The organism is Dehalococcoidales bacterium, assembly GCA_041656115.1.
In the GTDB taxonomy this organism is placed as follows: domain Bacteria; phylum Chloroflexota; class Dehalococcoidia; order Dehalococcoidales; family UBA5627; genus UBA5627.
On sequence record JBBAED010000001.1, the window covers coordinates 229,153 to 252,028 of the forward strand.

Sequence of the window (22,876 nt, forward strand, 5' to 3'; positions counted from 1 at the left end):
ACTAGCCCTAAAGGCGTTTGTAAAAAGGATCTGTTTCTTTGAATAATATACTAAATCTCATAGCCGAGATGCCGGAATACAGACATCTCTTAAAAGAAATCCGGGCTAAAAAAAACCTTGGCGATATCTCAATTCTGAATGCCGCCAAGCCCTACCTGATTGCCGCTTTACATAAGGCCTTAAAAATTCCGATTGTTGTTATAACGGCCAAAGCCGATAACGCTGCTAAGTTAAGTGACCAAATAGCTTCCTGGTGCTCTCCGGGTTGCAATATTGATGTTTTCCCCGAGCCGGATATGCTTCCTTATCAAAAGGTAACAACCGATAACTATAATGAAATCGAAAGAATACGCTTGCTTTCGCTTTTGGCGGATATCAAAAATAACGATTCCCCGCCTTTAATAATTCTTTCGGCGCGTTCGCTGATGGGGAAAGTTATTCCGGTTACCGATTTTAAAGCCTCGCATCATATCTTACGGCTTGGGATGACTATCGATCCCTACGAACTGCTTAACAGCTGGCAGATTTTAGGATACGAAGCGCAAAGTATTGTTGAACTGCCGGGGACGATGAGCCACCGCGGCGGTATTTTCGATATCTATCCGCTTACGGCCGAAAAGCCGATTAGGCTGGAGTTTATGGGTAATACCATCGATAGCCTGCGCTATTTTGACCCCCAAACGCAACGCTCACAGGAATCAATCCAAAGTATCGAAATTGGCCCGGCAACCGAATTGTTGCTGCCGCTTACCGCCGAAAAAAAGAAACTGCAAAAGATACTGGCCGAAGTTGACCTAACCGGTTGCAATGCCGATGCCAAAAGGAATTTAAAACAGGATTTGGCAAGTTTAGCGGAAGGGCAAATTCCGGCTGAAAAATATTTTTATGCCCCTTTATTTAATGATGGCAGTGTTTTGGATTATATCCACAAAGGGTTTTTGGTTATAACCGATGAACTGCAAAATATCACCCAAACGGTTGAGTATTTGGATACGGAAGCCGATAAATTAAAACAAGATAAACTTATAACCCACGATTTGCCGCGCAATTACCCTTTGCCGTATTTTCAATGGGACGATTTACGCTTGTGTCTGGAGGCAAAGCAAAGTTTAAATATGGTTTCGTGGGGGGAATCTTCCCGAATTTCTTTTTCGGCAGCGCCGAGTTTTGGCGGTAATTTAGTTAATTTTGCCGATGAAGTTAAAAAAATGCTTGCGTCCAAAAAGCGGGTGATTGCCGTTACCCACCAATCCCAGCGCCTAACCGAACTGCTGGAAAGGGAAGGGATATTTACAACCAATCTCACCGCAGAAAACAATTCCCTCCCTAAATACGGAGAGATTACCGTGGTTGGCGGTGCGGTAACCGACGGCTGGATTATGGATACTCAAACATGTCTTTTTACCGACAGTGAAATCTTCGGTTTTATTAAGCAAAGAAGGTCAGTTAAAAAACGGTCGGTTGCTAAAACGAAACTCTACGAAGATATCAACCCCGGTGATTATGTGGTGCATGTTGAGCACGGCATTGCTAAATTTAACGGAATTGTGAGAATGAACCCCACCTCTATTGAGTATATGGTATTGCAATACGCCGAAGGTGATAAATTATACGTTCCGGTTGACCAAATCGACCGTGTCGGCCGTTACATCGGCGGCGGCGATAAAACACCCATCCTTAATCGCTTAGGCACGCAAGATTGGGCGAAAGCTAAACAAAAGGCGCGTAAATCGGTTGAGGAGGTTGCGGAGGAACTATTGGATCTCTACGCCGCCAGAGAAGCCGCTGCGGGTTTTGCCTTTGCCCCCGATACTGTTTGGCAGCAGGAAATGGAAGCCTCGTTCCCTTACGTTGAAACCCCCGATCAAATGAAGGTGCAGGAGGAAGTCAAGGGCGATATGGTTAAAGCCAAACCGATGGACCGCCTTATTATGGGAGACGTCGGTTACGGGAAAACGGAAGTGGCGCTGCGTGCGGCTTTTAAAGCGGTTATGGATAACAAACAGGTGGCGGTATTGGTACCGACAACCGTTCTTGCCGAACAACACTACGCTACATTTACTCAAAGGTTACAGGCATTCCCGGTCAGTATCGAAGTTTTAAGCCGTTTCCGTTCGCAAAAACAACAAAAGGAAATTATTGAACGTTTAGCGGAAGGCAAGGTTGATATCTGTATCGGAACGCATCGTCTGATTCAGAAAGACGTTCTTTTTAAGGATATCGGTCTTTTAATTATCGATGAAGAGCAGCGTTTTGGTGTTAATCACAAGGAATATTTAAAAAATATCCGCAAAGAAATCGATGTGCTGGCAATGAGCGCAACACCGATTCCGCGTACCCTGCATATGTCACTGGTCGGTGTTCGCGATATGAGTGTCATCGAAACGCCGCCGGAGGAACGCTTACCGGTCAGGACTTATGTTGCCGAATACGACGGTCAGCTCGTTAAGGAAGCGATTTTAAAAGAATTAGAACGTAACGGGCAAGTCTTTTTTGTCCATAATCGTGTTCAAAGCATTGCGATGGTAGCCGCTAAAATACGTGAACTGGTGCCTTCGGCTCGAATCGGGGTTGCCCATGGGCGGATGACCGAAGAAGACTTGGAAACCGTGATGACCGACTTCTTACGCGGTGAAATCGATATTTTGGTTTGTACAACTATTATCGAATCGGGGCTTGATGTTCCGAATGCCAATACCCTGATTATTAATCAGGCCGATAAGCTGGGGCTGACCCAGCTCTATCAATTAAGGGGCAGGGTCGGGCGGGAGGCGAACCTGGCTTATGCCTATTTCCTTTACGATAAAGGAAAGCTGATTACCGAAGAAGCGCGTCAGCGTTTAAATGTGATTTATGAAGCAACGGAACTGGGCGCCGGTGCCGATATCGCCATGAAAGACCTTGAGATAAGAGGCGCCGGTAACTTGCTGGGCAGGAAACAAAGCGGTCATATTAATGCAATCGGTTTTAGTTTGTATACGCGTTTACTGGCTGAAGCCGTTACCGATATCAGGGATAAATATCGTGGTGAGCGAAAATTACCCGTAAAAAGAATGCCCCAAGCTGTTGTTGATTTACCTCTTTCGGCTCTAATTCCGGAAACGTACGTTTCCGATGTTGCCGTGCGCTTGGGTTTATACCATAAACTGGCGGGGGTTAAGTCCGTCCAAGACTTAGATGATATTAAAAAGGAATTAAACGATCGTTTCGGGGCTTTGCCGCCTGAGGCGGATAATTTGCTGTTCGGGGTTAGTATCAAGCTGAAGGCTTCCCAAGCCGGTGTTAAATCGGTGGTTACCGAAGACGGCAATATTGTGATTCGTTTGGTTGAGGGTTTACAACTGGAAAGGCAGAAAATTGCATTACTGCCTAAAACGGGGATTACAATGGGCAGGACTCAGCTCAATATTGAATACAAAAGGTTTGGTGAAAAGTGGACGAAGATACTGGAACAAGTGCTTGACATAATTAGTTTGGCTTAAATGCCGTAACCCCGCTCAAATAACCTATCCGCTTGTCGCCTTGCTTTATTCTTCTCTGGCTGTTTGTCCGCTAACGGAGCTTAAAACCCCGTTAATGAACCTGGGGGAATTGTCGCCGCCAAAGTTTTTGGCTAACTCCACCGCTTCGTTAATTGCCACCTTAACAGGGGTATCCTTATCAAACAGCAGTTCAAATATGGCGATTCGTAAAATGTTACGGTCAATCACGGATATTTGGGCAATCGGCCACATCGGAGCAAACTTTTTGATATTGTCATCGATTTGACCCTTGTTATCAAGGACGCCGGAAACCATTTCTCTGACAAACTCCATATTTTCTTCGTTTAAGACTTCTGCCGCAAGGGCATGCTGAATCACTTCTTCAGATTTATGGCCGACCAAATCGACTTCATATAACACCTGAAGCGCAACAGCCCTCGATTTTCTTCTGGCTCCGCTCATTTTTAACTCCGATTAGCTCCAATTACCGGATTGCATAAAAAGGTTGTCTTCTTTTTTAGCGGGATGCGGTAATCGATAAATTAAGGTCGCTTTAAACTCCGATGTCGGCGTACCGGCTATGGAATAAGAGCGACCTTTAACAGTCAAAATTAGTTCTTTCTATATTCGTTTGAAACAAAAAAGCAGCTTATTTAGATTTCTTTTTGGAATCTTCCGCTTCTACCGCGTCTCTACCGCCGTAGTTTCCGCAGGTGGGGCAAGCGTAGTGTTGCAGCTTAACATCACCGCACTGAGGACAAGCCATAGTGGCTTTCGGTGTTAAAGCCTGGTGGCTGCGTCTTAGGCCTTGTTTTGCTTTGGCAGTTTTTCGTTTAGGTAATGGTGTCATCGTCTACTCCGTTTCTATTGCTTTAATGTAACTATTCATATTACCATAATCGCATAAAATTTTACAATTAAAATCCGCGGCAATTATTGTCGCATAAGGGTTTCATTGGTATCGTCAGCAAGGCATATTGCCTTACGGCTTCGCTAAGGTCGAGTATACGGCGTTCATCTATAACAAAACCTTCGGATTCTTCCGGGTCGGGTATTTCAATTGTGCTTGCTATATCAAGAGGCGGGAAGAATTCTTCTTCGAAGGTCACTTCAAGCGGACAATCAAAATCTTCCAAGCAACGAACGCATGTTGCTTGCGTTGAGGTTTTGAAGTTACCTTTGACAAGTATGCTGCGATTGGTGCGGGTTAACTTAAAATTACCCTTAACCGGAAGAACTAAATCGTCCTCGGGGTATCTAAAGATTTCATCGATTTCAATATCGCGCGAAGAACCTGTCGGTTCTCTAAGCAGTTGGGAAACATTAATTTGCACTTTAATTCCTTGTTGCGGCTGTTTTGATAATTAATTATACTCAGGATGGCACTTTCTAAGCAAACTTTCGGGTTTTTATCTTAAATTGATTGACAGCTCTATTCCCGCAATCTATAATCCAATTATAAGCTGTAAGGGGGAATACAATGAAAGCAAAGGCTTACGTGCTGGTAGAAACGGCAATCGGTAAAACCAAAACCGTTGTAGCCTCTCTTAGAAACATAGAAGGCTTGGAATCGGTTGATTCGGTTACCGGCTCTTACGACGTTATCGCGGTAGTCAAAGCGGAAACGCTAAACGAAGTAGGGGATATCATTACAGCCAGCATCCACACCATAGAAGGGATTTCACGCACCGAAACTTGTCTTGTAATCTGTTAGGGTTACATTTTTTCGGGTGTTGACATCCCCATCAAACTCAGCGTTCTGTCAAACACTATCCTGGCAGAAGCGACCAACTTTAGCCTCGCTTTGGTGATTGCCGGCTCATCCGTTACCACGCGGCATTGCTTGTAGAAACTGTGGAAAATCGTTGCAAGGTCCTGTGCATAGTATGTCAGATGATGCGGTTCAAGCGTGTGGGCAATCATCTCGATAATCTCGGGCAAAAGGAGCATCTTGCGGATTAGCGCGAGCTCCGCTTCATCGTTAAGAAGCGCAACATTCCCGTCTTCGTAGTCAATCTCTTTTTCTTCAGCCAGCCTCAGAATACTTGAGATGCGGGCATAGGCGTACTGAATGTAATAAACGGGGTTATCCTGAGATTCCTTTTTAGCCAGTTCCAAATCAAAGTCCATTTGGCTGTCTGCCGAGCGGCAAAGGAAAAAGAAGCGGCAGGCATCAACCCCGACTTCTTCAATAACTTCGGAAAGCGAAATCATATCACCGCTGCGCTTGGATAACTTAACCAGCTCGCCCCCGCGTTTTAGGGTAATCATTTGCGAAATAATAACCTTGAGGCGTTTGGGGTCAATTCCCAGCGCTCCGACAACGGCTTCCATTCTGGAAACATGCCCCTGGTGATCCGCTCCCCAGATATCAATCACTTTATCAAAGCCGCGCTCAATAAACTTATTGTAGTGGTAAGCAATATCGGTGGCAAAATAAGTGGCTGTTCCGTCACTGCGGATTACAACGTTATCTTTATCTTCGCCGAGTGCGGTGGAAACAAACCAAATTGCGGATTCCTTTTCGGCAATATAACCGCTTTGTTTAAGCATATCCATTACTTTATCGTATTGCCCGTTTTCGTAAAGGCTGCTTTCATTAAACCAGTTATCGAAAGTCACCCTTAACGCTTCAAGGGAACCTCCAATCTGTTTCAGCATTTTGGCAAGCCCCAGTTTGCCGAGTTCCTTTTCCGCATCTTCCGGGTTCATTTTTATGAATTTATCGCCGTGTTCGCTGATTAACTCTTGAGCCAAATCGATTATGTAAGAGCCGAAATAGCCCTCCGCCGGCATTTCCGTGTCGATACCGAGCGCTTGTCGGTAGCGTGTAAACAGCGAGCGGTAGAATGAAACGATTTGGTTTCCGCCGTCGTTAACGTAATACTCTTTTTGCACCTTAAATCCGGCGGCATCAAGCACATTGGCTAGGGCACTGCCTAAAACGGCGCCCCTGCCGTGGCCGACATGCAGTGGGCCGGTGGGGTTAGCGCTTACAAATTCAATCTGAATTTGTTCTCCGTTACCGCTCTCAACGTTCCCGAAAGAGTCCTCTTGTTTTAAGATTGCGTCAACCTGTTGGGCAAGCCAGCTTGGCGCCAACGTAAAGTTAATAAAACCGGGCTGAGCGACGCTAACATCGGCGATTGCTTCGTCTTTTTCTAAGGAAGATACAATAATTTTGGCAATATTAAAGGGGGCCATTCCGGTTGAACGAGCCAGTTTCAAAGGAAGGCTGGCGGCATAATCCCCGTGCCCCGTTTTTTGCGGATGCTCAACGGATACATCGGGTATCGGCACAACAGGCAGTTTGCCTGCTTGCTGCGCTTCCGCCGTTGCCTTTTTAATTGATTCAATAATCCTTTGTTTAACAAGTAAGATTTCGCTCAAGTTATCCCCCGTTTAAAGCTACATAATGGCGCATTATAGCACAATGCGCCATTCCGTAAATAATTTCAGCAGTGATTAAAAAACAGTTTGAAACAGAATTTTACTATGAATTTTCCAGTAATTCTTCGACTTCTTCCCTGCCGGCTTCCATTTCTTCTTCAAGTTCTTTATCGTGCATTAACAAAAGAGCCTGGAACTCGCCGACATGGGTTTTTTCTTCTCTGGCAATATCAAGAAGAAGTGTTTTTAAGTTTTTGTCATCGGCCAGCGCCGCCATTTGCTCGTAGAGGTTAATGGCATCCAACTCGGCCATTACCGCAGCCCTCAGTATTTCGCGGTCGATGTTCTTTTTGTCTACTTTGGATAAATCAATCGGTATTCGTGATAACATTTTGTTTACTCCTCAGACATTATTTAATATATTAAATCCTTTTCAAATTAAAAACAACTTACGAAAGTTTTTTTGAACGGTTTTGGCTTTAAAATAAAGGTAAAACGAGGGGGGCTAAGAGGCGCGGATAAAAATATTGCTAGCTTTGTTCCCCGATGCTTTTTTGCGCCCATACCTTGGCGATCTCTTTGGCGAGCGGTTTGTTTTCCGCTTTCTCAAATTCGGGGTCTTTTTCAAAAAGGGCAAGCGCTTCGCGCCGAACCGTTTCAAGCAGCCCTGTATCCGAAATCCGTGCCATTTTAAGGTCGGGGATGCCGCTTTGCCTTGTTCCGAAAAACTCGCCGGGGCCTCTCAGTTTGAGGTCTTCTTCCGCAAGTAAAAAACCGTCCTGGACTTTTTCGATTACTTCCAATCTGTTGCGGGCTATTTCGGAGGGGTTTTCCGCAAGTAACATGCAATAGCTTTGTTCCGTACCGCGCCCGACCCTGCCCCTAAACTGGTGCAATTGCGAAAGCCCGAAACGGTCGGCGCTTTCGATTAACATTACCGTGGCATTGGGAACATCCACCCCCACTTCAATCACCGGTGTCGAAACCAGTACGTCCAGTTCCCCGTAGCGGAAACGCGTCATTACATCGTCTTTATCGGCAGATGACATCCTTCCGTGTAAAAGCCCAAGCCCAAGTGACGGAAAAACCTCGGAGGATAAATATTCGAATTCGGCGATGGCGGCGCGGGCTTGGACCGCTTCAGACTCATCAATTAAAGGGCAGATTATAAAGGCTTGCCTCCCTTCGGCAACCTGTTTACGTATAAAATTGTAGGCTTTATTTCTTTCATCGGGGGCAAGCCATTTCGTTTTAATTGTTTGTCTGCCGGGCGGCAGCTCATCAATAACCGAAAGATCAAGGTCTCCGTACAAAGTTAACGCCAAGGTGCGCGGGATGGGGGTTGCGGTCATTACCAACAAATGCGGGTTATAACCCTTTTGTCGCAGTGCGGAACGTTGTTCCACACCGAAACGGTGCTGTTCATCAATAATTGCAAGCCCCAAAGAATTAAACTCAACGTTTTTTTGAATAAGGGCATGGGTTCCGATAACAATATCGACATCCCCTGCGGCAATCGCATTTTGAATTTCCGATTTCTTTTTACCCTTTGTATCGCCGATTAAAAGGGCAACGGAAACGGGCTCGCCGTCAATACTGTTATAGGTATGAATATAATCTTCTTGGGATAATGCCTCACCGCCCATCGCCAGGAGTTTACAAACGCTTGAAAAGTGCTGTTCGGCCAGTATTTCGGTGGGGGCCATTAGGGCTCCCTGAAAATTATTGTTAACGGCGGTAATAAGCCCCGCAAGAGCGACAATCGTTTTTCCGCTGCCGACTTCACCCTGCAGTAACCGCGACATCGGAATCGGTTTTTGCAGGTCATCGTAGATCTCGGAAATCACCCTTTTTTGGGCGCCGGTAAGTTCAAACGGCAAGGGTTGCATCCATTTATCGGTTACCGCTTTATCTATTTTGAACGGGTTGGCGGGTTGGTCGGCCTGCCAACGCCGTTTTCTGTTTAAAACACCCAGTTGCAATAAAAATAACTCATCGAACGCCAGCCTGGTGCGGGCTTTATCTTTTAGTTCTTGGCTGTCGGGGAAATGCGCCTGATAAATGGCTTGCGGCAAGTCTGTTAAACCGCAGCGCTCTCTTATCTTTAGCGGCAAAAAATCTTCCGTTTCGGGCGCCCAGCGGTCAATAACTTCTTTCATCATCTTTCTGACGGCGCGCGGGTAAAGCCCTTTGGTTAGGGGATAGATTGGAACCAATCTGCCGGTATGGACAAGCTCTTTATCTTCCAAAACTTCCCACTCGGGGGATTCAAACACCGGCTGATCCCTGAAAATGCTTAACCGTCCGCTTAACACCACTTGTTGATTAACGGATAATTGCTTGGCAATATAGGGGTTATTAAACCATACTACCCTGACGTTTCCCGTTTCATCACCGACAATGGCCTCGGTACTGCGGCGGTTGCCAAGCCTGACTTCGCGCGTTTGCCAAACGTTGGCAATAATCGTTTCCTCAACCCCCTCGCTAAGCTCCGCAATTGTTTTGCGCTGGCTGTAATCGAGGTGGCGGTTGGGGAAATAATACAGTAAATCCCTTACGGTTGAGGCTCCGAGTTTATTAAACTTAACGGCAACGGCGGCGCTGACCCCTTTTATTGATGTTATTGATGCGTCCAAGCTCAGCCCTTGGCTTGTTTTAAGCGGGGATTTGCGCGCGGCTGTTTTGGTAACCGCTGCGGTTTTAGCGGGTGCTTTAACCGGTTTTGGCGGCTTTTCCGCCAAAGACGCCTCAATGTTATCGATAGCGCCTATTATTGCTTCAATTTTGGCTTGGCGCTGGCTGATATCAAGCTCTGCATAACCGGTTTTATCCAGTTGCAATGCTTTGAATTGCTTTAAAATAATTGCGTTATTGATTGTTCCTTCGGTTTTGGTTGCCCAGTTTGCCAAAAATTTATCCAACCCGCCGAAAACAGCGGTGTTGTTGAATTTTTTTTGGCGCTCAAGCTCCAGAACCTTACGTAACGGCAATGAATCCATTAAAAAGGCTCCCGTATTTGTTGCAGTAATTTCTTTAAGCTATAAGGTCGCAAGTTTTATTTTTGGCAGGTGTATTGAAGGAAAAGAGGGCAGGGATATTCCTTTTTTCTTTTCGACATCCTCTTTGTGAGAAAGTCCTTCAATTTTTTCCCTAAGGGCCAATATTAGCGTGCCTGGACCGCCGTGAACACCCAGCGCCGGCCCCAGCCGGGATAAATAGGCGGTGCCTTTACCAAGCACGGCTTCGATACGCTCTTTAAGCATTTGCGCATCTTCGGGGGTTGTGCTGTGTACAACGGCAACATCTTGAATATGAGAAAAATCCTTGATATGTTCAAAGAGTTTATCAATCCCTTTACTGCGGCTGCGTGTCAGACCGGTCGGTTGTATTTCTCCGTCCAACATTGTTAACATCGGTTTTACCTGTAATAACCCTCCCAAGAGGGCTTTGGCTTTACCGATGCGTCCGCCGGTAAAAAGGTATTTTAAGGTATCAAACATGCCCCATAAATGGGTGCGATGTATTGAGCTTTTAATTTCTTCCAGTATTGCCGTTATATCCTCGCCGGCTTTTGCCATCCGGGCGGCGGCAAGCGTCATTAATCCCAACCCCATAGTGGTGGACATGGTATCGATAACTTCAATGCGTCCGCTGCTTCCAACCATATCTTTAGCCTGCACCGCCGAGTTATAGATTCCGCTTAATTTACCGGTAACCATCAGAGAAACAATTTCATCGGTTTCTTTTAGCAGTTTTTTATAGACATCGGCAAAATCGGAGGGAGGCGGTTGAGAGGTTTTAATTACGATATTATCGGTTACCATTTTTTGATAAATTTCGTCTTGGCTGATATCTATTCCGTCACGATAAGTCTTGCCCTCAATCTGGACATAAGCGGGAACGACGGTAATTTCAAGTTCATCTATTAATTCCTGCGGGATATCCGATGTGCTGTCCGTAACTATTTTGACTGCCATTTATTCTCCTTTTTAAGAAGGCTTACTCATTATGGATACTGCAACCCCTCCGGGGCCGGAGTATGTGCCGACTACCGGGCATACAATCGATTTATAAATATCTTCCCGCGGTACAATGTCGCTGATACGTTCAATCAAATATTCGGCATCTTCGGGTGTGGTACAGTATTCCACGCCGACGCTTTCGATATTATCGGTTGTTGCGACTGCGTTATAAAGATAATCAAGACCGGCGGCTTTGGATCGGACCCTTGTAAGCGGCCCCATTTCTCCGTCTCTAATCGTAAGAATTGGTTTTACCGAAAGCAGTGAGCCGACAAAGCCCTGCGCTTTTCCGACGCGCCCGCCCTTTACAAGATACTTAAGTGAATCAAAATAAGCGACCAGTTGTGTGTTATCTAATCTTACTTTGGTTGCGGCAATTATTTCATCGATTCCCGCACCGGCATTTGCCATTTTGGCCGCCGCAATAACTGCAAGCCCGAAGCTCATAATTATTTTTTGCGAATCCAAGACCTCAATGCGGCAAGTATCGCTAACTGTACTTTTGGCGTTTAACGCCGATTGATAAGTGCCGCTGAGTTTGCTTGATAAGGTAATTACCAGTATTTCATCGCTTTCGTTTGCCAGCTCGTTATAGACATTGGTAAACGAAAACGGGGAAGGTTGGGTGGTGGTGGGAATAACGTCTTCCCGGACCATCCTTTCATAAAAATCTTCCGAAGAAATCTCTATCCTGTCAAGAAACGACTCATGACCGAACGATACGGTCAACGGAATCAGCGTTATACCAAGTTCATTTGCTAAGTCGTCGGGTATGTCGGACAGAGTATCTGTGACAATTTTAACTGTCATTTTACTATACCCCCTGACTAATTAATTTATTCTACCGACACAATATAAAAATAGTGCGGTTGTCCTCCGTAAACCACTTCAACCTGCAGTTGAGGGTACTTCTCGCGTATTTCATTGCCGCATGCTTCGGCTTCGTCTTCTTCGGTGTCTTGACCGTAGTAAACGGTGATTATTTCGGTTTTATCCTCAATCGTTTTCTCTAAAACCTCAAACAAAACATCTTTGGCACTATCCAGTGCCGAGATAATGACCCCGTTAAGAAGCCCGATTGCTTGTTTCTTTTTGATATCAAGGTTTCCGATTTTACACGAACGCACGGAACGTGTAACCTCGATTGACGAAACGGCATTGATTGTTTCTGTCATAATCTCGCAGTTGGTTTCCAGTTCCGCTTCGTAATCAAAGGCAAGCAGTGCGGCAACCCCCTGAGGGACATTGACCGTTGGCACAACACAGATTTTTTTCTCCGTTAGGGCTTGGACTTGCTGTGCGGCCAGCACAATGTTTTTGTTGTTGGGAAGGATAATCACGTTATCCGAAGGTGCGCGTTCCACTCCCATCAGAATATCCTTGGTGCTGGGGTTCATTGTTTGCCCGCCGGCAACAATGGCGGAAACGCCGAGGCTGGAAAACACCTCTGCCAGACCGTCTCCGGCAGCAACGGAAACAATCGATACCTTGGTCGGCGTCGATTGTGTTTTTTGTTTTGCCAAGTAATCTTGATGCTGTTCGTCCATATTGCGGGCGCTGACGCTGTGAATGGTGCCCATTGAAGTTGCGTAACTGATTACTTCGCCGGGGTCAAGCGTATGAATATGGACTCTAACGGTATTCTCATCTCCGACAACAATCAGTGATTGCCCTTTTTTGAGCAAATATTTTTTCATTTTTTCGGGGTCCAGCCCGCTTCCCTTGAGCAGGAACTCTGTACAGTAACCGAAGGGAACTTCATCTTCGTGACCCGCTTTGGCATCGGCCGTAACGGTTACGGGTGTTGAAGAAATACTGCTGGCGATGATTTGCGGTTTTCGGAATTGCATTAACTCCGATTCGCCCCGCAGGTAGCGTAATGCCCCGTCCAGTATTGTATAAAGGCCTTGCCCGCCCGAATCGACAACTCCGGCTTCTCTTAATGCCGGTAAAAGTTTGGGTGTGTTGGCAACCGATTCACTGGCGGCGGATACCGTGGATTCCAAAACGGAAAGGAGATCTCCTTTGCCGTTAGCGGCGGTTTTTAAGGCTTCCTGTGCGGCATCTTTTAATACCGTTAGGATTGTGCCTTCAACCGGGTTGCTGACGCCTTTATAGGCAACAACCGAGGATCTTTCCAATGCGGCGGCAAAATCCTTACCGTCCATCGTTTCTTTATCCGCTAACCCCTGAGCCAATCCGGCCCAGAATTGCGAAAGGATAACCCCGCTGTTACCGCGGGCCCCCATTAGGGCGCCGGTAGCCATTGAGTGCGAAACGGAAGAAACATCCTTGTTGGCATTTTGAAATCCGTGGTCAATCGTCGATTTCATTGTAAGTAACATATTGGTACCGGTATCTCCGTCCGGTACGGGGAAAACGTTAAGCGCATCAACTTCGGGGGCGCTTTTTTCAAGCCAATCAGTAGCGGCGGCGAACATTTCGAGGAACTTTTGTCCTCCGATAACATCCGTTTGATTCATTTTTTATACCACCATCCTTGTAAGGTGTTGTTCGGAATAATAATCTTGTAAGGTTTTGTAATTTATGCTAACATAGCAGAACGAATTGTACAATAATTTCTTATAGACAGTCAAAGGAGTGAACCTATCAATGAAGTGCGATCTATGTGATAAATCGAAGATGTTCGGCAATAACGTCAGCCATTCCAAGAGACATACCAGAAAAGAATCTATGCCGAATGTTCATAGAGTTAGAGCCGAAGTAGACGGCAAAGCGATGCGTGTTAATATCTGCACCAGATGCATGCGCACGCAGAACAAGCTCATGCGCGAAGCTGAATAGTTTTCGGCGTTTATCGGTTAATTGGTAGCCTGCAATCGTTATTGGTTGCAGGCTATTTGTTTGGCTGTTTTTAAGGCTGCCTCCACCTGTTTGGGTGAAGTTCCCCCGGTTACGTTGCGCGCTGCAACCGAAGATTCAATGGTGATATCTTTTACATCATCTTCAAAAAGCGGTGAAAATTGTTTATATTCGCTAACTGTCAGGTCGCTTAGCGTTTTGTTGTTTTTGGTTGCGTAGCTTACCAGTTTAGCGATTATCCCGTGAGCATTACGGAAAGCCTCGCCCTTTAACACCAAATAATCGGCAAGGTCCGTTGCTAAGATAAACCCGCGGTCGGAAGCCTTGCGCATAGTTTCCGGTTTAAATTTTAATGTATCCAGCATTCCGCTAAAAACCTTTAAACTTAACACCAGCGTATCCACGGTATCGAATACCTTTTCTTTATCTTCTTGCAAATCGCGGTTATATGTGAGCGGCAAGCCTTTCATGGTGGCTAAAAGCGCGGTCAAGTTTCCGTAAACGCGTCCGGTTTTACCTCTGCCGAGTTCGGCAACATCGGGGTTTTTCTTTTGCGGCATTAGGCTCGAACCGGTAGCGTAAGCATCATCAAGTTCAATAAATTTAAACTCTTCCGATGACCACAACACAATTTCTTCGGCAATTCGCGAAATATGCATCATGGAAATTGCGGCGGCTGCCATATACTCAAGCGCAAAGTCACGATCCGAAACGGCATCCATGCTGTTTGGGCTGACTCGGCTAAATCCGAGTTCTTTGGCCAAAAATTCGCGGTCGGTATTAAAAGTAACTCCGGCCAGTGAACCGCTGCCGAGCGGTAAAACATCGGCGCGTTTGAAACAATCTTTAAAACGGCCGTAATCACGTTCAAACATCTCAAAATAGGCCAGTAAATGATGCGCCAAAAGAACCGGCTGAGCCAGTTGCAGGTGAGTATAGCCCGGCATAATAACATCGATATTCGCCTCGGCTGTTTTAATCAGGGTTTGCTGGATTAACCTTATTCCGCTTAGGGTTTCGCTGATTGCTTCTTTGATATAAAGTTTGAAATCCAACGCTACCTGATCGTTACGCGAGCGTCCGGTATGCAGTTTGCCGGCAACATCGCCGATAATCTCAAAAAGGCGTGCCTCAACGGCCATATGAATATCTTCCAACTCCGGCTTAAAATCGAACTTACCGTCCTCAATTTCTGCGGCAACTGCTTTAAGCCCACGTTCAATCTCGTCCGCTTCGTTTTTGGTAATAATATTTTGTTTGGCAAGCATACGCGCATGGGCGATACTGCCCTTAATGTCATAAATGTATAAACGCCGGTCGTACGACAATGAAGAAGTATATTGCACTACAAGTTCATCGGCCGTTTTATCGAAACGGCTTCTTATATGGCTCATTTAAATGCCTCGCTTATTGTTATAATTCCGTTTAGTTCGGCTAACGGTTCTTGGCCGCTAGCCTTCCTTTTGGATTTGTTCCTGTATTTTTGCCGATAATCCCCACAGCTTAATAAAGCCGATTGCCGAGGATTGGTCAAACTCATCGCCCTCATCATAGGTTGCCAGCTTATGGCTGTATAACGAGTACGGCGATTTGCGTCCGACAACGGTGCAATTGCCCTTATGCAGTTTGAGCCGAACGTCGCCGGTAACAAACCGTTGGGTGCTATCGATATAAGCGGAAAGATTTTCACGATGTCCGCTAAACCATAACCCTTCGTAAACAAGGTTGGCAAACTCGTTTGAAACTATCTGTTTGAAGCGGTACTGCGCCTTGGATAATGTCAGTGTCTCAAGCGATTTATGGGCGGCAATCAAGATATTGGCAGCAGGGGCCTCATAGGTTTCTCGGGATTTAATCCCGACCAGCCTGTTTTCCAGCATATCGATTCGCCCGATTCCGTGCTTTCCGCCGAGTTCGTTTAAGAACTTTATTAATGAAATACCGTCCATTTTGTTATTGTTAATCGATACCGGCAGGCCTTTTTCAAAGCTTATTACAATATATTCGGCTTCGTCGGGGGTTTCGCTGACAGCCTTAACCCAAGTATGCGCATCCTCCGGCGGCTCGTTCCAAGGGTCTTCCAAAACACCGCATTCGGTACTTTTACCCCATAAGTTTTCATCTATTGAATAAGGGCTTTTTGAAGTTATCGGCAGGGGGATATTGTATTTTTGGGCATATTGAATCAGCTCTTCCCGTGTCATTCCCCATTCGCGTGCGGGGCCGACAATCTTTAAATGGGGCGCCAGTGTATTAATCCCAACATCAAATCTGACCTGGTCGTTGCCTTTACCGGTACAACCGTGTGCGATGGCCTTAGCGCCTTCGTCACGCGCAATATCCACCAAAATTTTGGCAATTAAAGGGCGTGCCAGTGCGGTCGCAAGCGGATAACATTCTTCATAAAGGGCGTTGGCCTTTAGGGCAGGGAAAACATAGTCGTTAACAAATTCGTCTTTGGCATCCACCACAAACGATTTAATTGCTCCCACGTCCAGCGCTTTCTTTTTGATAATCGTAAAATCCTTTTCGTTTCCGACATCAATCGTAACAGCAATAACTTCATATCCGTATTCTTCTTGCAGCCACTTAACTGCCACTGAAGTATCCAGCCCGCCGCTGTAAGCAAGTACCACTTTTTCTGCCATAATAAGCCTTCCTCCGATAATCTATTGTAGATATTATATCTTAATTTGCTTTAAAATACTCGGTTAAAAAGTTCGCAATCTGCAGTTTTAACCCTTCGTATTGCCAGTTATAGTCGTGTCCCGGTGCGCCGATGTATAAAAGTATATCACCCTCGTATTCCGGGGCAATACCGACTGCAGCCTCAAGGTTTGCCCGTAAAATCGTTAAAAGGTCACCGTTACTGAAAGAGTCCGGAATTACTCCGTTAGTCCGCAGCTGCAAGACCCTTTCCAAGTCGCTGTTGTTATTCCAGACCGGCGGCCCCAGTTGGATACTGTAAACGCGTTTGTTTTCCGCTAAAAGCGGCATTGCTCCCGAACAAACTGTACAACCGTTACTGATTCCCAAAAGAACTATTTTAAGATCTGGGTTGTGATCGGTTAAAAAAGATGCCTTTGCTGCCAGTTCGTGCGCCCTTATAGGGTTGGCGCCGACCATCATCATCAGCTCCCCGAGAGCCCCGTAAAAAGAATTATCGGTTCTGAAATAATCAATCCAAAGGGTGGTATTACCCAGCCCCGTCAGGATACCGTCAATTCCCGGCGCCAATTCCTTTTCGTTCGAATCAATAATAGCGGACCAGCCCCACCCCCCCGAATTAACGATAACCAAAACGTCGATATCTTTTACTTTTTCGTAAAGCGCCAATGCCTGATTTGCGAATTCGGAACATTTCTCCGCGCTGTTTTGAAACAGGGCTTCGGCTTTGTTTACGGCATCGTCAATTATATTTTGCGGGATATTATTTAAATTTTCGGTTGTTATTATCTCGTTTTGTCCCATCTCGGCCGCTTTTGCCGGGACGGCGGTTGACGGGGTAAAAAGGACGATTGCCGCCGAAACGGCTACGACTAAAATAACCGAGATTTGTATTTTTCGAATCTTAGAAAGCATAAGTTTTTTAACCGTTTTTATTCCGACCGCAGACCTTGTTAATCAACACGGGTATCCGATATCGCTTGATCCAAAATTGCGATTGCGGTATCAATTTCTTCTTTGCCGATAATTAGCGGCGGCATTAACCTGATAATATTATCCCCGATTTTATTAACCAAAAGCCCTCTTTTTAAACAGCCTTCCGTAACTGCATTGGCATTTTTGTTATTAAATTCGATTGCTTGTAAAAGGCCTCTGCCCCTTACTTCCGAAACGGAATTATATTTTTGCTTTAACCCGTTTAGCTTTTCGGTTAGATAACTGCCATTAACCTTTACTTGTTCCGGGATATTATTTTCGACAATTGTTTTAAAGACGGTATAACCGGTAGCGCATGCCAGCGGGTTACCGCCGAAAGTAGAGCCGTGTTCGCCTGCGGCAAATACGGAGGCCCTGTTTTTGCATAATATTGCACCAATCGGGAAACCGCCGGCAAGCCCTTTGGCAAGTGTCATAATATCCGGCTCGGTTTCATACTGCTGGTAGGCAAAAAGACTTCCCATCCTGCCGACACCCGTCTGGATTTCATCCAAAATTAAAAGGATTCCCTTTTCATCGCACCATTGCCTGACTTTTTTTAGATAGTCACTATCCGGTACGTGAACCCCGCTTTCGCCCTGAATCGGTTCCATCATTACGGCGCATGTTTTTGAGGTGGTTGCCGCTTTTAAGGCTTCAATGTTGTTGTATTCCACGTTAACAAAGCCGGATGGAATCGGGATATAAGGCTCTTGAAACTTAATTTGCCCGCTTGCCGAAACCATTGCCAGTGTTCTGCCGTGGAACGAGCCGGTGCCGGTAATAACTTCATAGGCCCCTTTAAGATGAATATGCCCGTAACGCCGCGCCAGTTTAACGGCTCCTTCAGTGGCTTCCGTTCCGCTGTTACAGATAAAAACCTTATCCAAGCAACTGTTTTCAACCAGTATTTGCGCCAGTTTTAGCTGGGGGGTGGTGTAATAGAGGTTCGAAGTATGGATTAACGTGCCAGCCTGTTCAGCGATTGTTTTTACAACTTCCGGATGGCAATGCCCCAGGCTGTTTACCGCAATGCCGGAAACAAAATCCAAATACTCTTTGCCGTTTTCGTCCCATACCCGACAACCCTGACCCTTAACCAGCGTTATCGGTATACGTTTAAAGGTGGGCATATAATAATTTCGTTCTAATTCAAACCAGTCAGTCATTTGTATCTCCCTACGGGTTGTAAATCAATGTCCCTGTTGCCCCTTCCTCAATTTCTTTAAGCAGTGCATTTTGGCGGTTGCCGTCAATAATTGCGCACTTGGCTAAAGGGTTTTCAAGCGCCCTAAGACAAGCCTTGATTTTGGGGATCATTCCCCCGCGGGCAACCCCCGAATCTATTAAATCTTTTGCTTCGGAAAAACTGAGGCGGGGCATATAATTGCCCTCGTTATCCCGAATACCGTTAACATCGGTTAAAAAAATCAGTTTTTCCGCTTCGATTGAGGCCGCAATTTCCCCTGCGATTGTGTCGCCGTTAACATTCAATAAAAGCGGATCCTCGGCATTTTTTTCGATTGAGTTTAGGCTGATAGGGGAAATTACGGGAACAAAACCGGCGCCGAGGATTGCCGTTAAAACTTCGTGGTTTACTTTGACCGGATTCCCGACATAACCCATTTCTTTACTGCGGATTTTAGCTTCCACCAAGGCGCCGTCAACACAACTGATTCCAACGGCTCTCCCCCCGCGAGCGGTAACGGCAGCTACAATCTCTTTGTTGATAAGCCCGCCGATAACCGCTGTTACCATATCCAACTCGTCCTTGCCGGTAACGCGTTCTCCGTTATGAAAGCGGGGAGCAATAGCCTGTTTTTCTAACCATTTGTTAACTAAATTTGCTCCCCCGTGAATAACTACAATGGGATAGCCCTTTTTTTGTAAAGAAATTATATCTTCGATGGTGGTATCTTTGCTATCAAATAAAGACCCACCGAGTTTGATTACAATTGTTTTATTACTAAGCTTATTGTGCAATTTAATGCTCCTTTCCGCAGAAGCTTAACATAATATTAAGTGGTGTAGTCGGCGTTAATCGAAACATATTCGGCTGTTAGGTCGCAGCCCCAAGCGGTAGCTCCAAAAGCCCCCAAATTGAGATTTAAATCAATGACAACTGTTTTCTCTTCCATTGCTTTGGATACCGCTTGATAATCGGTATCGACGATTATACCGTGTTCCAGCAGTTTAATGCCGCAAACGGATAAATCAATCTTTGCTTCAATCACTTCGGCGCTGCTTCTGCCGGCGGCGGCAATAATCCGCCCCCAGTTGGGGTCGCAACCGTGGATTGCCGTTTTTACCAGCGGGGAAGCGATAACCGTTCGGGCACACTCCCGTGCCGATTCAATATCAACCGCACCCGTTACGTTCATTTCAATTAACTTGCTTGCCCCTTCGCCGTCGGCGGCAATAGCTTTGGCAAGGAAAATACAAACCTCGTTTAACGCCTGTTGAAACGCTACGGCAAGTTCTGTATTAAATGTAATCTTTTCTTTGTCTTTTAAGCCGTTTGCCAGAATAATCATCATATCGTTGGTACTGGTATCGGTATCTACGGAAATCATATTAAAAGAGATATCGGCGGCTTTACGCAGCGCGTCGCTTAAAAATTCTTTATCCACCAGGGCGTCGGTTGCCAGAAAACAAAGTAAAGTGCCCATATTGGGGTGAATCATCCCCGACCCCTTGGCAACGCCTCCGATAGTAAACTTGCCGTTATTAACGCTAACGGCAACCTCTTTGGAAACCGTATCGGTGGTCATAATGGCTCTGGCAAAATCGTGCCCGCCTTCCGTGGAAAGTTCGATAGCGCCGATTCCCTTTTTAATAACCCCCATCGGCAGTTTTCTGCCGATTACACCGGTGCTGGCAACAAGCGCCGAATTGGCGGAGACCCCCAGCTTATCGGCGGCAAGAGCGGCCATTTCCAGGGCGTCTTGCATGCCTTGTTCACCCGTTACGGCGTTAGCGCTCCCGCTGTTAGCGACAATAACATGAATATCACTTGCCGGGAGGCGGCTTTGAGAAACAATTACCGGCGCCGCTTTGATTTGGTTTTTTGTAAAAACACCCGCCGCTGAGCAGGGGGATTTACTGTAAAGAATTCCCAAATCAGGCTTAGGAACTATCTTTTTAATGCCGGCGTTAACCGCTCCGGCCGTAAAACCTTTTACCGAAGTAATTGTTCCGTTTTTTATAAAATCAATTTTTGTTTTCATAGAATAAAACTATATCATAAACGCCGTTTGCAAACTACCGAAAAAATCGATTCTTACGATAGGAATGTTGTTACTCTTTCGAAGGCGGCCAAAATATTAATAAAAGTGATAAGATTAAATTATTTACCGTACCTTTTGATTACCTCGTACATGGCATCGGTTCCCGAATACATAGCCGCAACGGGAATTTTTTCATCTGCGGCGTGAACGTAGTTCATAAAACTAAAGCCTTCGGGTAAATCAATCGGTAAAAACCCGTATGTTTGAATGCCCAGTTTGGCCAGCAGACGGGCGTCGGTACTGGCGCTGATTATAATCGGAATCGGAATGCAATCGGGCTCTTTTTCTTTTAATATATCCGAAAGCATTTCGAATAACGATAAATCGGCATCGGCTTTGGCTTGTTCGTAGTTGGTTATTTTAATATCGCAGTCATTTCCGATAATTTCCGTCAGTTCGTTTTTAAGGTCTATATCGCTTAAAATCGGCAGAATCCGTCCGTCAAGATAAAGGGTTACCTCGCCGGGAACAACATTAATTCGTTCCCCGCCTTTTACCATAATCGCATTGACGGTGTTATGCAGCAGCGGGTCAAAAAAGTTATCGGTTTTGTCTTTAATCTGTTCAAGAATTGCCTCTGTTTTTTGAGGATTAAGCAATTCTTTAAAAAAGGTGCTTTCCGGCTCCGAAATATGCGCAGAGATAATATTTATCATTCTTTCTGTTACGGCGGTAATATGAACCGGCAATTTTTTATCGTTAAGGGCAACCAATGCCTTTCCCATTTTGTACATGGCGCTGTTTTTCATCGGAACCGAACCGTGTCCGCTTGGTCCGTAAAAAGTGATTTCGGCGGTGCAGTGGTGTTTTTCGGCGACCTGAATAAGGTAAAATTTTTTGCCGTTAATATACATGGTATATCCGCCGAATTCGCTGACGGCATACTTAATATCTCTGAAAATGTCCATATGCTCGCGAACAAGAAACTTCGCTCCGTAAGATCCGCCGGTTTCTTCATCGGCCATTGCACAAAAGATAATATCCGCTGCGGGTTTAAAATTTTCGGCCTTGGCTCTCAGTAGCGCCGCAATCATCATTGCAAGTCCGCATTTCATATCAAGGGCGCCGCGCCCCCAAATATAACCGTCGGCTATTTCCCCGTCAAACGGCGGATAGGTCCAGTTTTGGTTGGCGGCGGTTACCACATCGGTATGCCCGTATAAAAGCAGCGGCGAGGCCTTCCCTTTCCCTTTCAGACGTGTTAGAAGGTTGGGGCGGGCGGGGTCTTTGGCAACTGTAATAGTCTCAAAGCCGGCGGCGGTAAACAGTTTATCGATATATTCGATTAAGGGCGCTTCGTTACCGGGGGGATTGGTGGTATTAAAACGAATCAGGTTTTGCAGTAATTCTTCGGGGCGTTTGTAAATTGAAGTGTCGATTGAAGGCATATCGGCTCCTTTCGCTACGGCAAAATCCGTTGCGTCTATTATACCACTATATGGGTTTTGGGCAAGGAGTTTAGCCACGGTTTTAATACAAGCGATTTAAAAAGAGGCGACGATTTATAAAACAATCGCCGCCTCAATATTATCCGTTAGCGGATATATGCCATAACCTAATAATTTTTTTGACTAGTCCGTAAAAACGTAGCTGCCCTTTTTAAGGTATGAATAAAAAGCGAGAATAGTGGATATTAACGATAGATACATCAAGACCGCCAGAAAAAGGTTGGGGCCGATATTTAAAATTGCCACAATCAACGGCGCCAACCAAAACCAGAAATTCACCTTGGCAATCGTTGTGGGGGTTGGGAATTCATAATCCTTTTTGCGGCGTTTGATTAAATAGGTAATTATCCCTATAAATACCGTAACCCCGCCAAGCAGCGCCGGAACGGCGTAAAGGTACGGGTTCCACGGCATTAGTCCCTCGGTACGGGCAAAACATCCGGCTGCAATTGCCAAAATAAGTGTCGGCATAAACAGAATTTGATCGGCTACCATATCGTACAAAGACCCGAATCGGCTTGTTTGTTTAAGGTGGCGCGCTAATTTACCGTCCAAAAAATCGGTTAAAGCGGCAATTATCAGGATTATACCGGCTGCTAAAATTTGGGCTTCGCTGCCCATAGCCAAAAGAACAACAATAACTACGGTCAGAAATATACGGGAGGAGGTGATGATGTTGGGGACATTCAGTTTAAACTTTATTTCCGGTTCGGCTATTATGCTCACAACATACTCCTTACAAAAAAAGTCCCAAGAAATATTTTCTATAATAGCATAATTTG

The 22,876-nt window shown here is 45.7% G+C and carries 21 protein-coding genes; 3 read left to right on the top strand and 18 right to left on the bottom strand.

Translation table 11 applies throughout. From position 1 onward, the window contains the following. Nucleotides 1–38: 38 nt before the first annotated feature. Nucleotides 39–3,482, top strand: coding sequence for a transcription-repair coupling factor (gene mfd / locus WC958_01090; protein MFA5628850.1), 3,444 nt, complete (start codon nt 39–41; stop codon nt 3,480–3,482). Nucleotides 3,483–3,527: 45 nt separating this feature from the next. Here the strand turns inward: mfd and nusB are convergent, their stop codons facing one another. The 4 genes from nusB to WC958_01110 form a co-directional block, all read right to left on the bottom strand. Beyond that, nucleotides 3,528–3,944, bottom strand: coding sequence for a transcription antitermination factor NusB (nusB, locus tag WC958_01095; GenBank protein MFA5628851.1), 417 nt, complete (start codon nt 3,942–3,944; stop codon nt 3,528–3,530). Nucleotides 3,945–3,956: 12 nt separating this feature from the next. Then, nucleotides 3,957–4,091, bottom strand: a complete 135-nt coding sequence (locus WC958_01100; protein MFA5628852.1) for a hypothetical protein — start codon at nt 4,089–4,091, stop codon at nt 3,957–3,959. A gap of 40 nt (nt 4,092–4,131) precedes the next feature. Next, nucleotides 4,132–4,332: a 50S ribosomal protein L32 gene (gene rpmF / locus WC958_01105; protein ID MFA5628853.1), complete on the bottom strand. Its 201-nt coding sequence runs from the start codon at nt 4,330–4,332 to the stop codon at nt 4,132–4,134. Between the two features lie 67 nt (nt 4,333–4,399). Beyond that, the gene (locus tag WC958_01110; GenBank protein ID MFA5628854.1) at nt 4,400–4,816 is read right to left on the bottom strand and encodes a DUF177 domain-containing protein; all 417 of its coding nucleotides are present in this window, start codon (nt 4,814–4,816) and stop codon (nt 4,400–4,402) included. A 146-nt stretch (nt 4,817–4,962) separates the two neighbouring features. On the opposite strand from WC958_01110, the gene WC958_01115 reads away from it, so the two are divergent. Then, nucleotides 4,963–5,196: an Lrp/AsnC ligand binding domain-containing protein gene (locus WC958_01115; GenBank protein MFA5628855.1), complete on the top strand. Its 234-nt coding sequence runs from the start codon at nt 4,963–4,965 to the stop codon at nt 5,194–5,196. Between the two features lie 2 nt (nt 5,197–5,198). Here the strand turns inward: WC958_01115 and argS are convergent, their stop codons facing one another. From argS to WC958_01145, 6 genes are all read right to left on the bottom strand, one after another. Next, nucleotides 5,199–6,872: an arginine--tRNA ligase gene (gene argS / locus WC958_01120; protein ID MFA5628856.1), complete on the bottom strand. Its 1,674-nt coding sequence runs from the start codon at nt 6,870–6,872 to the stop codon at nt 5,199–5,201. Between the two features lie 103 nt (nt 6,873–6,975). Continuing rightward, on the bottom strand, nt 6,976–7,263 hold the full coding sequence (locus tag WC958_01125; protein ID MFA5628857.1) for a ferritin family protein: 288 nt from the start codon (nt 7,261–7,263) through the stop codon (nt 6,976–6,978). A 139-nt stretch (nt 7,264–7,402) separates the two neighbouring features. Further along, entirely contained in the window at nt 7,403–9,871 is a 2,469-nt protein-coding gene (recG, locus tag WC958_01130; protein MFA5628858.1) for an ATP-dependent DNA helicase RecG, read from the bottom strand. Between the two features lie 39 nt (nt 9,872–9,910). Beyond that, nucleotides 9,911–10,849: a DegV family protein gene (locus WC958_01135; GenBank protein ID MFA5628859.1), complete on the bottom strand. Its 939-nt coding sequence runs from the start codon at nt 10,847–10,849 to the stop codon at nt 9,911–9,913. A gap of 12 nt (nt 10,850–10,861) precedes the next feature. Beyond that, a complete protein-coding gene (locus WC958_01140; GenBank protein ID MFA5628860.1) occupies nt 10,862–11,704 on the bottom strand; it encodes a DegV family protein in 843 nt (280 codons plus the stop codon). Nucleotides 11,705–11,730: 26 nt separating this feature from the next. Continuing rightward, nucleotides 11,731–13,377 carry a DAK2 domain-containing protein gene (locus tag WC958_01145; protein MFA5628861.1) on the bottom strand — a complete coding sequence of 549 codons (1,647 nt, stop codon included), beginning with the start codon at nt 13,375–13,377 and terminating at the stop codon, nt 11,731–11,733. Nucleotides 13,378–13,507: 130 nt separating this feature from the next. Here WC958_01145 and rpmB point away from each other — a divergent pair, with 130 nt between their 5' ends. Beyond that, nucleotides 13,508–13,699 carry a 50S ribosomal protein L28 gene (gene rpmB, locus WC958_01150; GenBank protein ID MFA5628862.1) on the top strand — a complete coding sequence of 64 codons (192 nt, stop codon included), beginning with the start codon at nt 13,508–13,510 and terminating at the stop codon, nt 13,697–13,699. A 38-nt stretch (nt 13,700–13,737) separates the two neighbouring features. On the opposite strand, the gene argH is transcribed toward rpmB, so the two are convergent. The 8 genes from argH to WC958_01190 form a co-directional block, all read right to left on the bottom strand. Continuing rightward, nucleotides 13,738–15,111, bottom strand: a complete 1,374-nt coding sequence (argH, locus tag WC958_01155) for an argininosuccinate lyase (protein MFA5628863.1) — start codon at nt 15,109–15,111, stop codon at nt 13,738–13,740. A 57-nt stretch (nt 15,112–15,168) separates the two neighbouring features. After that, nucleotides 15,169–16,365, bottom strand: coding sequence for an argininosuccinate synthase (locus tag WC958_01160; GenBank protein ID MFA5628864.1), 1,197 nt, complete (start codon nt 16,363–16,365; stop codon nt 15,169–15,171). A 40-nt stretch (nt 16,366–16,405) separates the two neighbouring features. Then, on the bottom strand, nt 16,406–17,299 hold the full coding sequence (locus WC958_01165) for a hypothetical protein (protein MFA5628865.1): 894 nt from the start codon (nt 17,297–17,299) through the stop codon (nt 16,406–16,408). A gap of 38 nt (nt 17,300–17,337) precedes the next feature. Beyond that, nucleotides 17,338–18,528 (bottom strand): aspartate aminotransferase family protein, encoded by a 1,191-nt coding sequence (locus tag WC958_01170; GenBank protein ID MFA5628866.1) that lies wholly within the window; start codon nt 18,526–18,528, stop codon nt 17,338–17,340. A 10-nt stretch (nt 18,529–18,538) separates the two neighbouring features. Further along, on the bottom strand, nt 18,539–19,342 hold the full coding sequence (argB, locus tag WC958_01175; GenBank protein MFA5628867.1) for an acetylglutamate kinase: 804 nt from the start codon (nt 19,340–19,342) through the stop codon (nt 18,539–18,541). A 35-nt stretch (nt 19,343–19,377) separates the two neighbouring features. Beyond that, on the bottom strand, nt 19,378–20,586 hold the full coding sequence (argJ, locus tag WC958_01180) for a bifunctional glutamate N-acetyltransferase/amino-acid acetyltransferase ArgJ (protein MFA5628868.1): 1,209 nt from the start codon (nt 20,584–20,586) through the stop codon (nt 19,378–19,380). Between the two features lie 119 nt (nt 20,587–20,705). Beyond that, on the bottom strand, nt 20,706–22,034 hold the full coding sequence (locus WC958_01185; protein ID MFA5628869.1) for a M20/M25/M40 family metallo-hydrolase: 1,329 nt from the start codon (nt 22,032–22,034) through the stop codon (nt 20,706–20,708). Between the two features lie 183 nt (nt 22,035–22,217). Continuing rightward, the gene (locus WC958_01190) at nt 22,218–22,820 is read right to left on the bottom strand and encodes a CDP-alcohol phosphatidyltransferase family protein (GenBank protein ID MFA5628870.1); all 603 of its coding nucleotides are present in this window, start codon (nt 22,818–22,820) and stop codon (nt 22,218–22,220) included. Between the last annotated feature and the right edge of the window lie 56 nt (nt 22,821–22,876).

Excerpts from the sequence above, each read along its gene's own strand:
- nusB (MFA5628851.1), bottom strand. The coding sequence starts at position 3,944 with ATGAGCGGAGCCAGAAGAAAATCGAGGGCTGTTGCGCTTCAGGTGTTA.
- rpmF (MFA5628853.1), bottom strand. The coding sequence starts at position 4,332 with ATGACACCATTACCTAAACGAAAAACTGCCAAAGCAAAACAAGGCCTA.
- WC958_01115 (MFA5628855.1), top strand. The coding sequence starts at position 4,963 with ATGAAAGCAAAGGCTTACGTGCTGGTAGAAACGGCAATCGGTAAAACC.
- WC958_01125 (MFA5628857.1), bottom strand. The coding sequence starts at position 7,263 with ATGTTATCACGAATACCGATTGATTTATCCAAAGTAGACAAAAAGAAC.
- recG (MFA5628858.1), bottom strand. The coding sequence starts at position 9,871 with ATGGATTCATTGCCGTTACGTAAGGTTCTGGAGCTTGAGCGCCAAAAA.
- WC958_01135 (MFA5628859.1), bottom strand. The coding sequence starts at position 10,849 with ATGGCAGTCAAAATAGTTACGGACAGCACATCGGATATCCCGCAGGAA.
- WC958_01140 (MFA5628860.1), bottom strand. The coding sequence starts at position 11,704 with ATGACAGTTAAAATTGTCACAGATACTCTGTCCGACATACCCGACGAC.
- WC958_01145 (MFA5628861.1), bottom strand. The coding sequence starts at position 13,377 with ATGAATCAAACGGATGTTATCGGAGGACAAAAGTTCCTCGAAATGTTC.
- rpmB (MFA5628862.1), top strand. The coding sequence starts at position 13,508 with ATGAAGTGCGATCTATGTGATAAATCGAAGATGTTCGGCAATAACGTC.
- argH (MFA5628863.1), bottom strand. The coding sequence starts at position 15,111 with ATGAGCCATATAAGAAGCCGTTTCGATAAAACGGCCGATGAACTTGTA.
- WC958_01160 (MFA5628864.1), bottom strand. The coding sequence starts at position 16,365 with ATGGCAGAAAAAGTGGTACTTGCTTACAGCGGCGGGCTGGATACTTCA.
- WC958_01165 (MFA5628865.1), bottom strand. The coding sequence starts at position 17,299 with ATGCTTTCTAAGATTCGAAAAATACAAATCTCGGTTATTTTAGTCGTA.
- WC958_01170 (MFA5628866.1), bottom strand. The coding sequence starts at position 18,528 with ATGACTGACTGGTTTGAATTAGAACGAAATTATTATATGCCCACCTTT.
- argJ (MFA5628868.1), bottom strand. The coding sequence starts at position 20,586 with ATGAAAACAAAAATTGATTTTATAAAAAACGGAACAATTACTTCGGTA.
- WC958_01185 (MFA5628869.1), bottom strand. The coding sequence starts at position 22,034 with ATGCCTTCAATCGACACTTCAATTTACAAACGCCCCGAAGAATTACTG.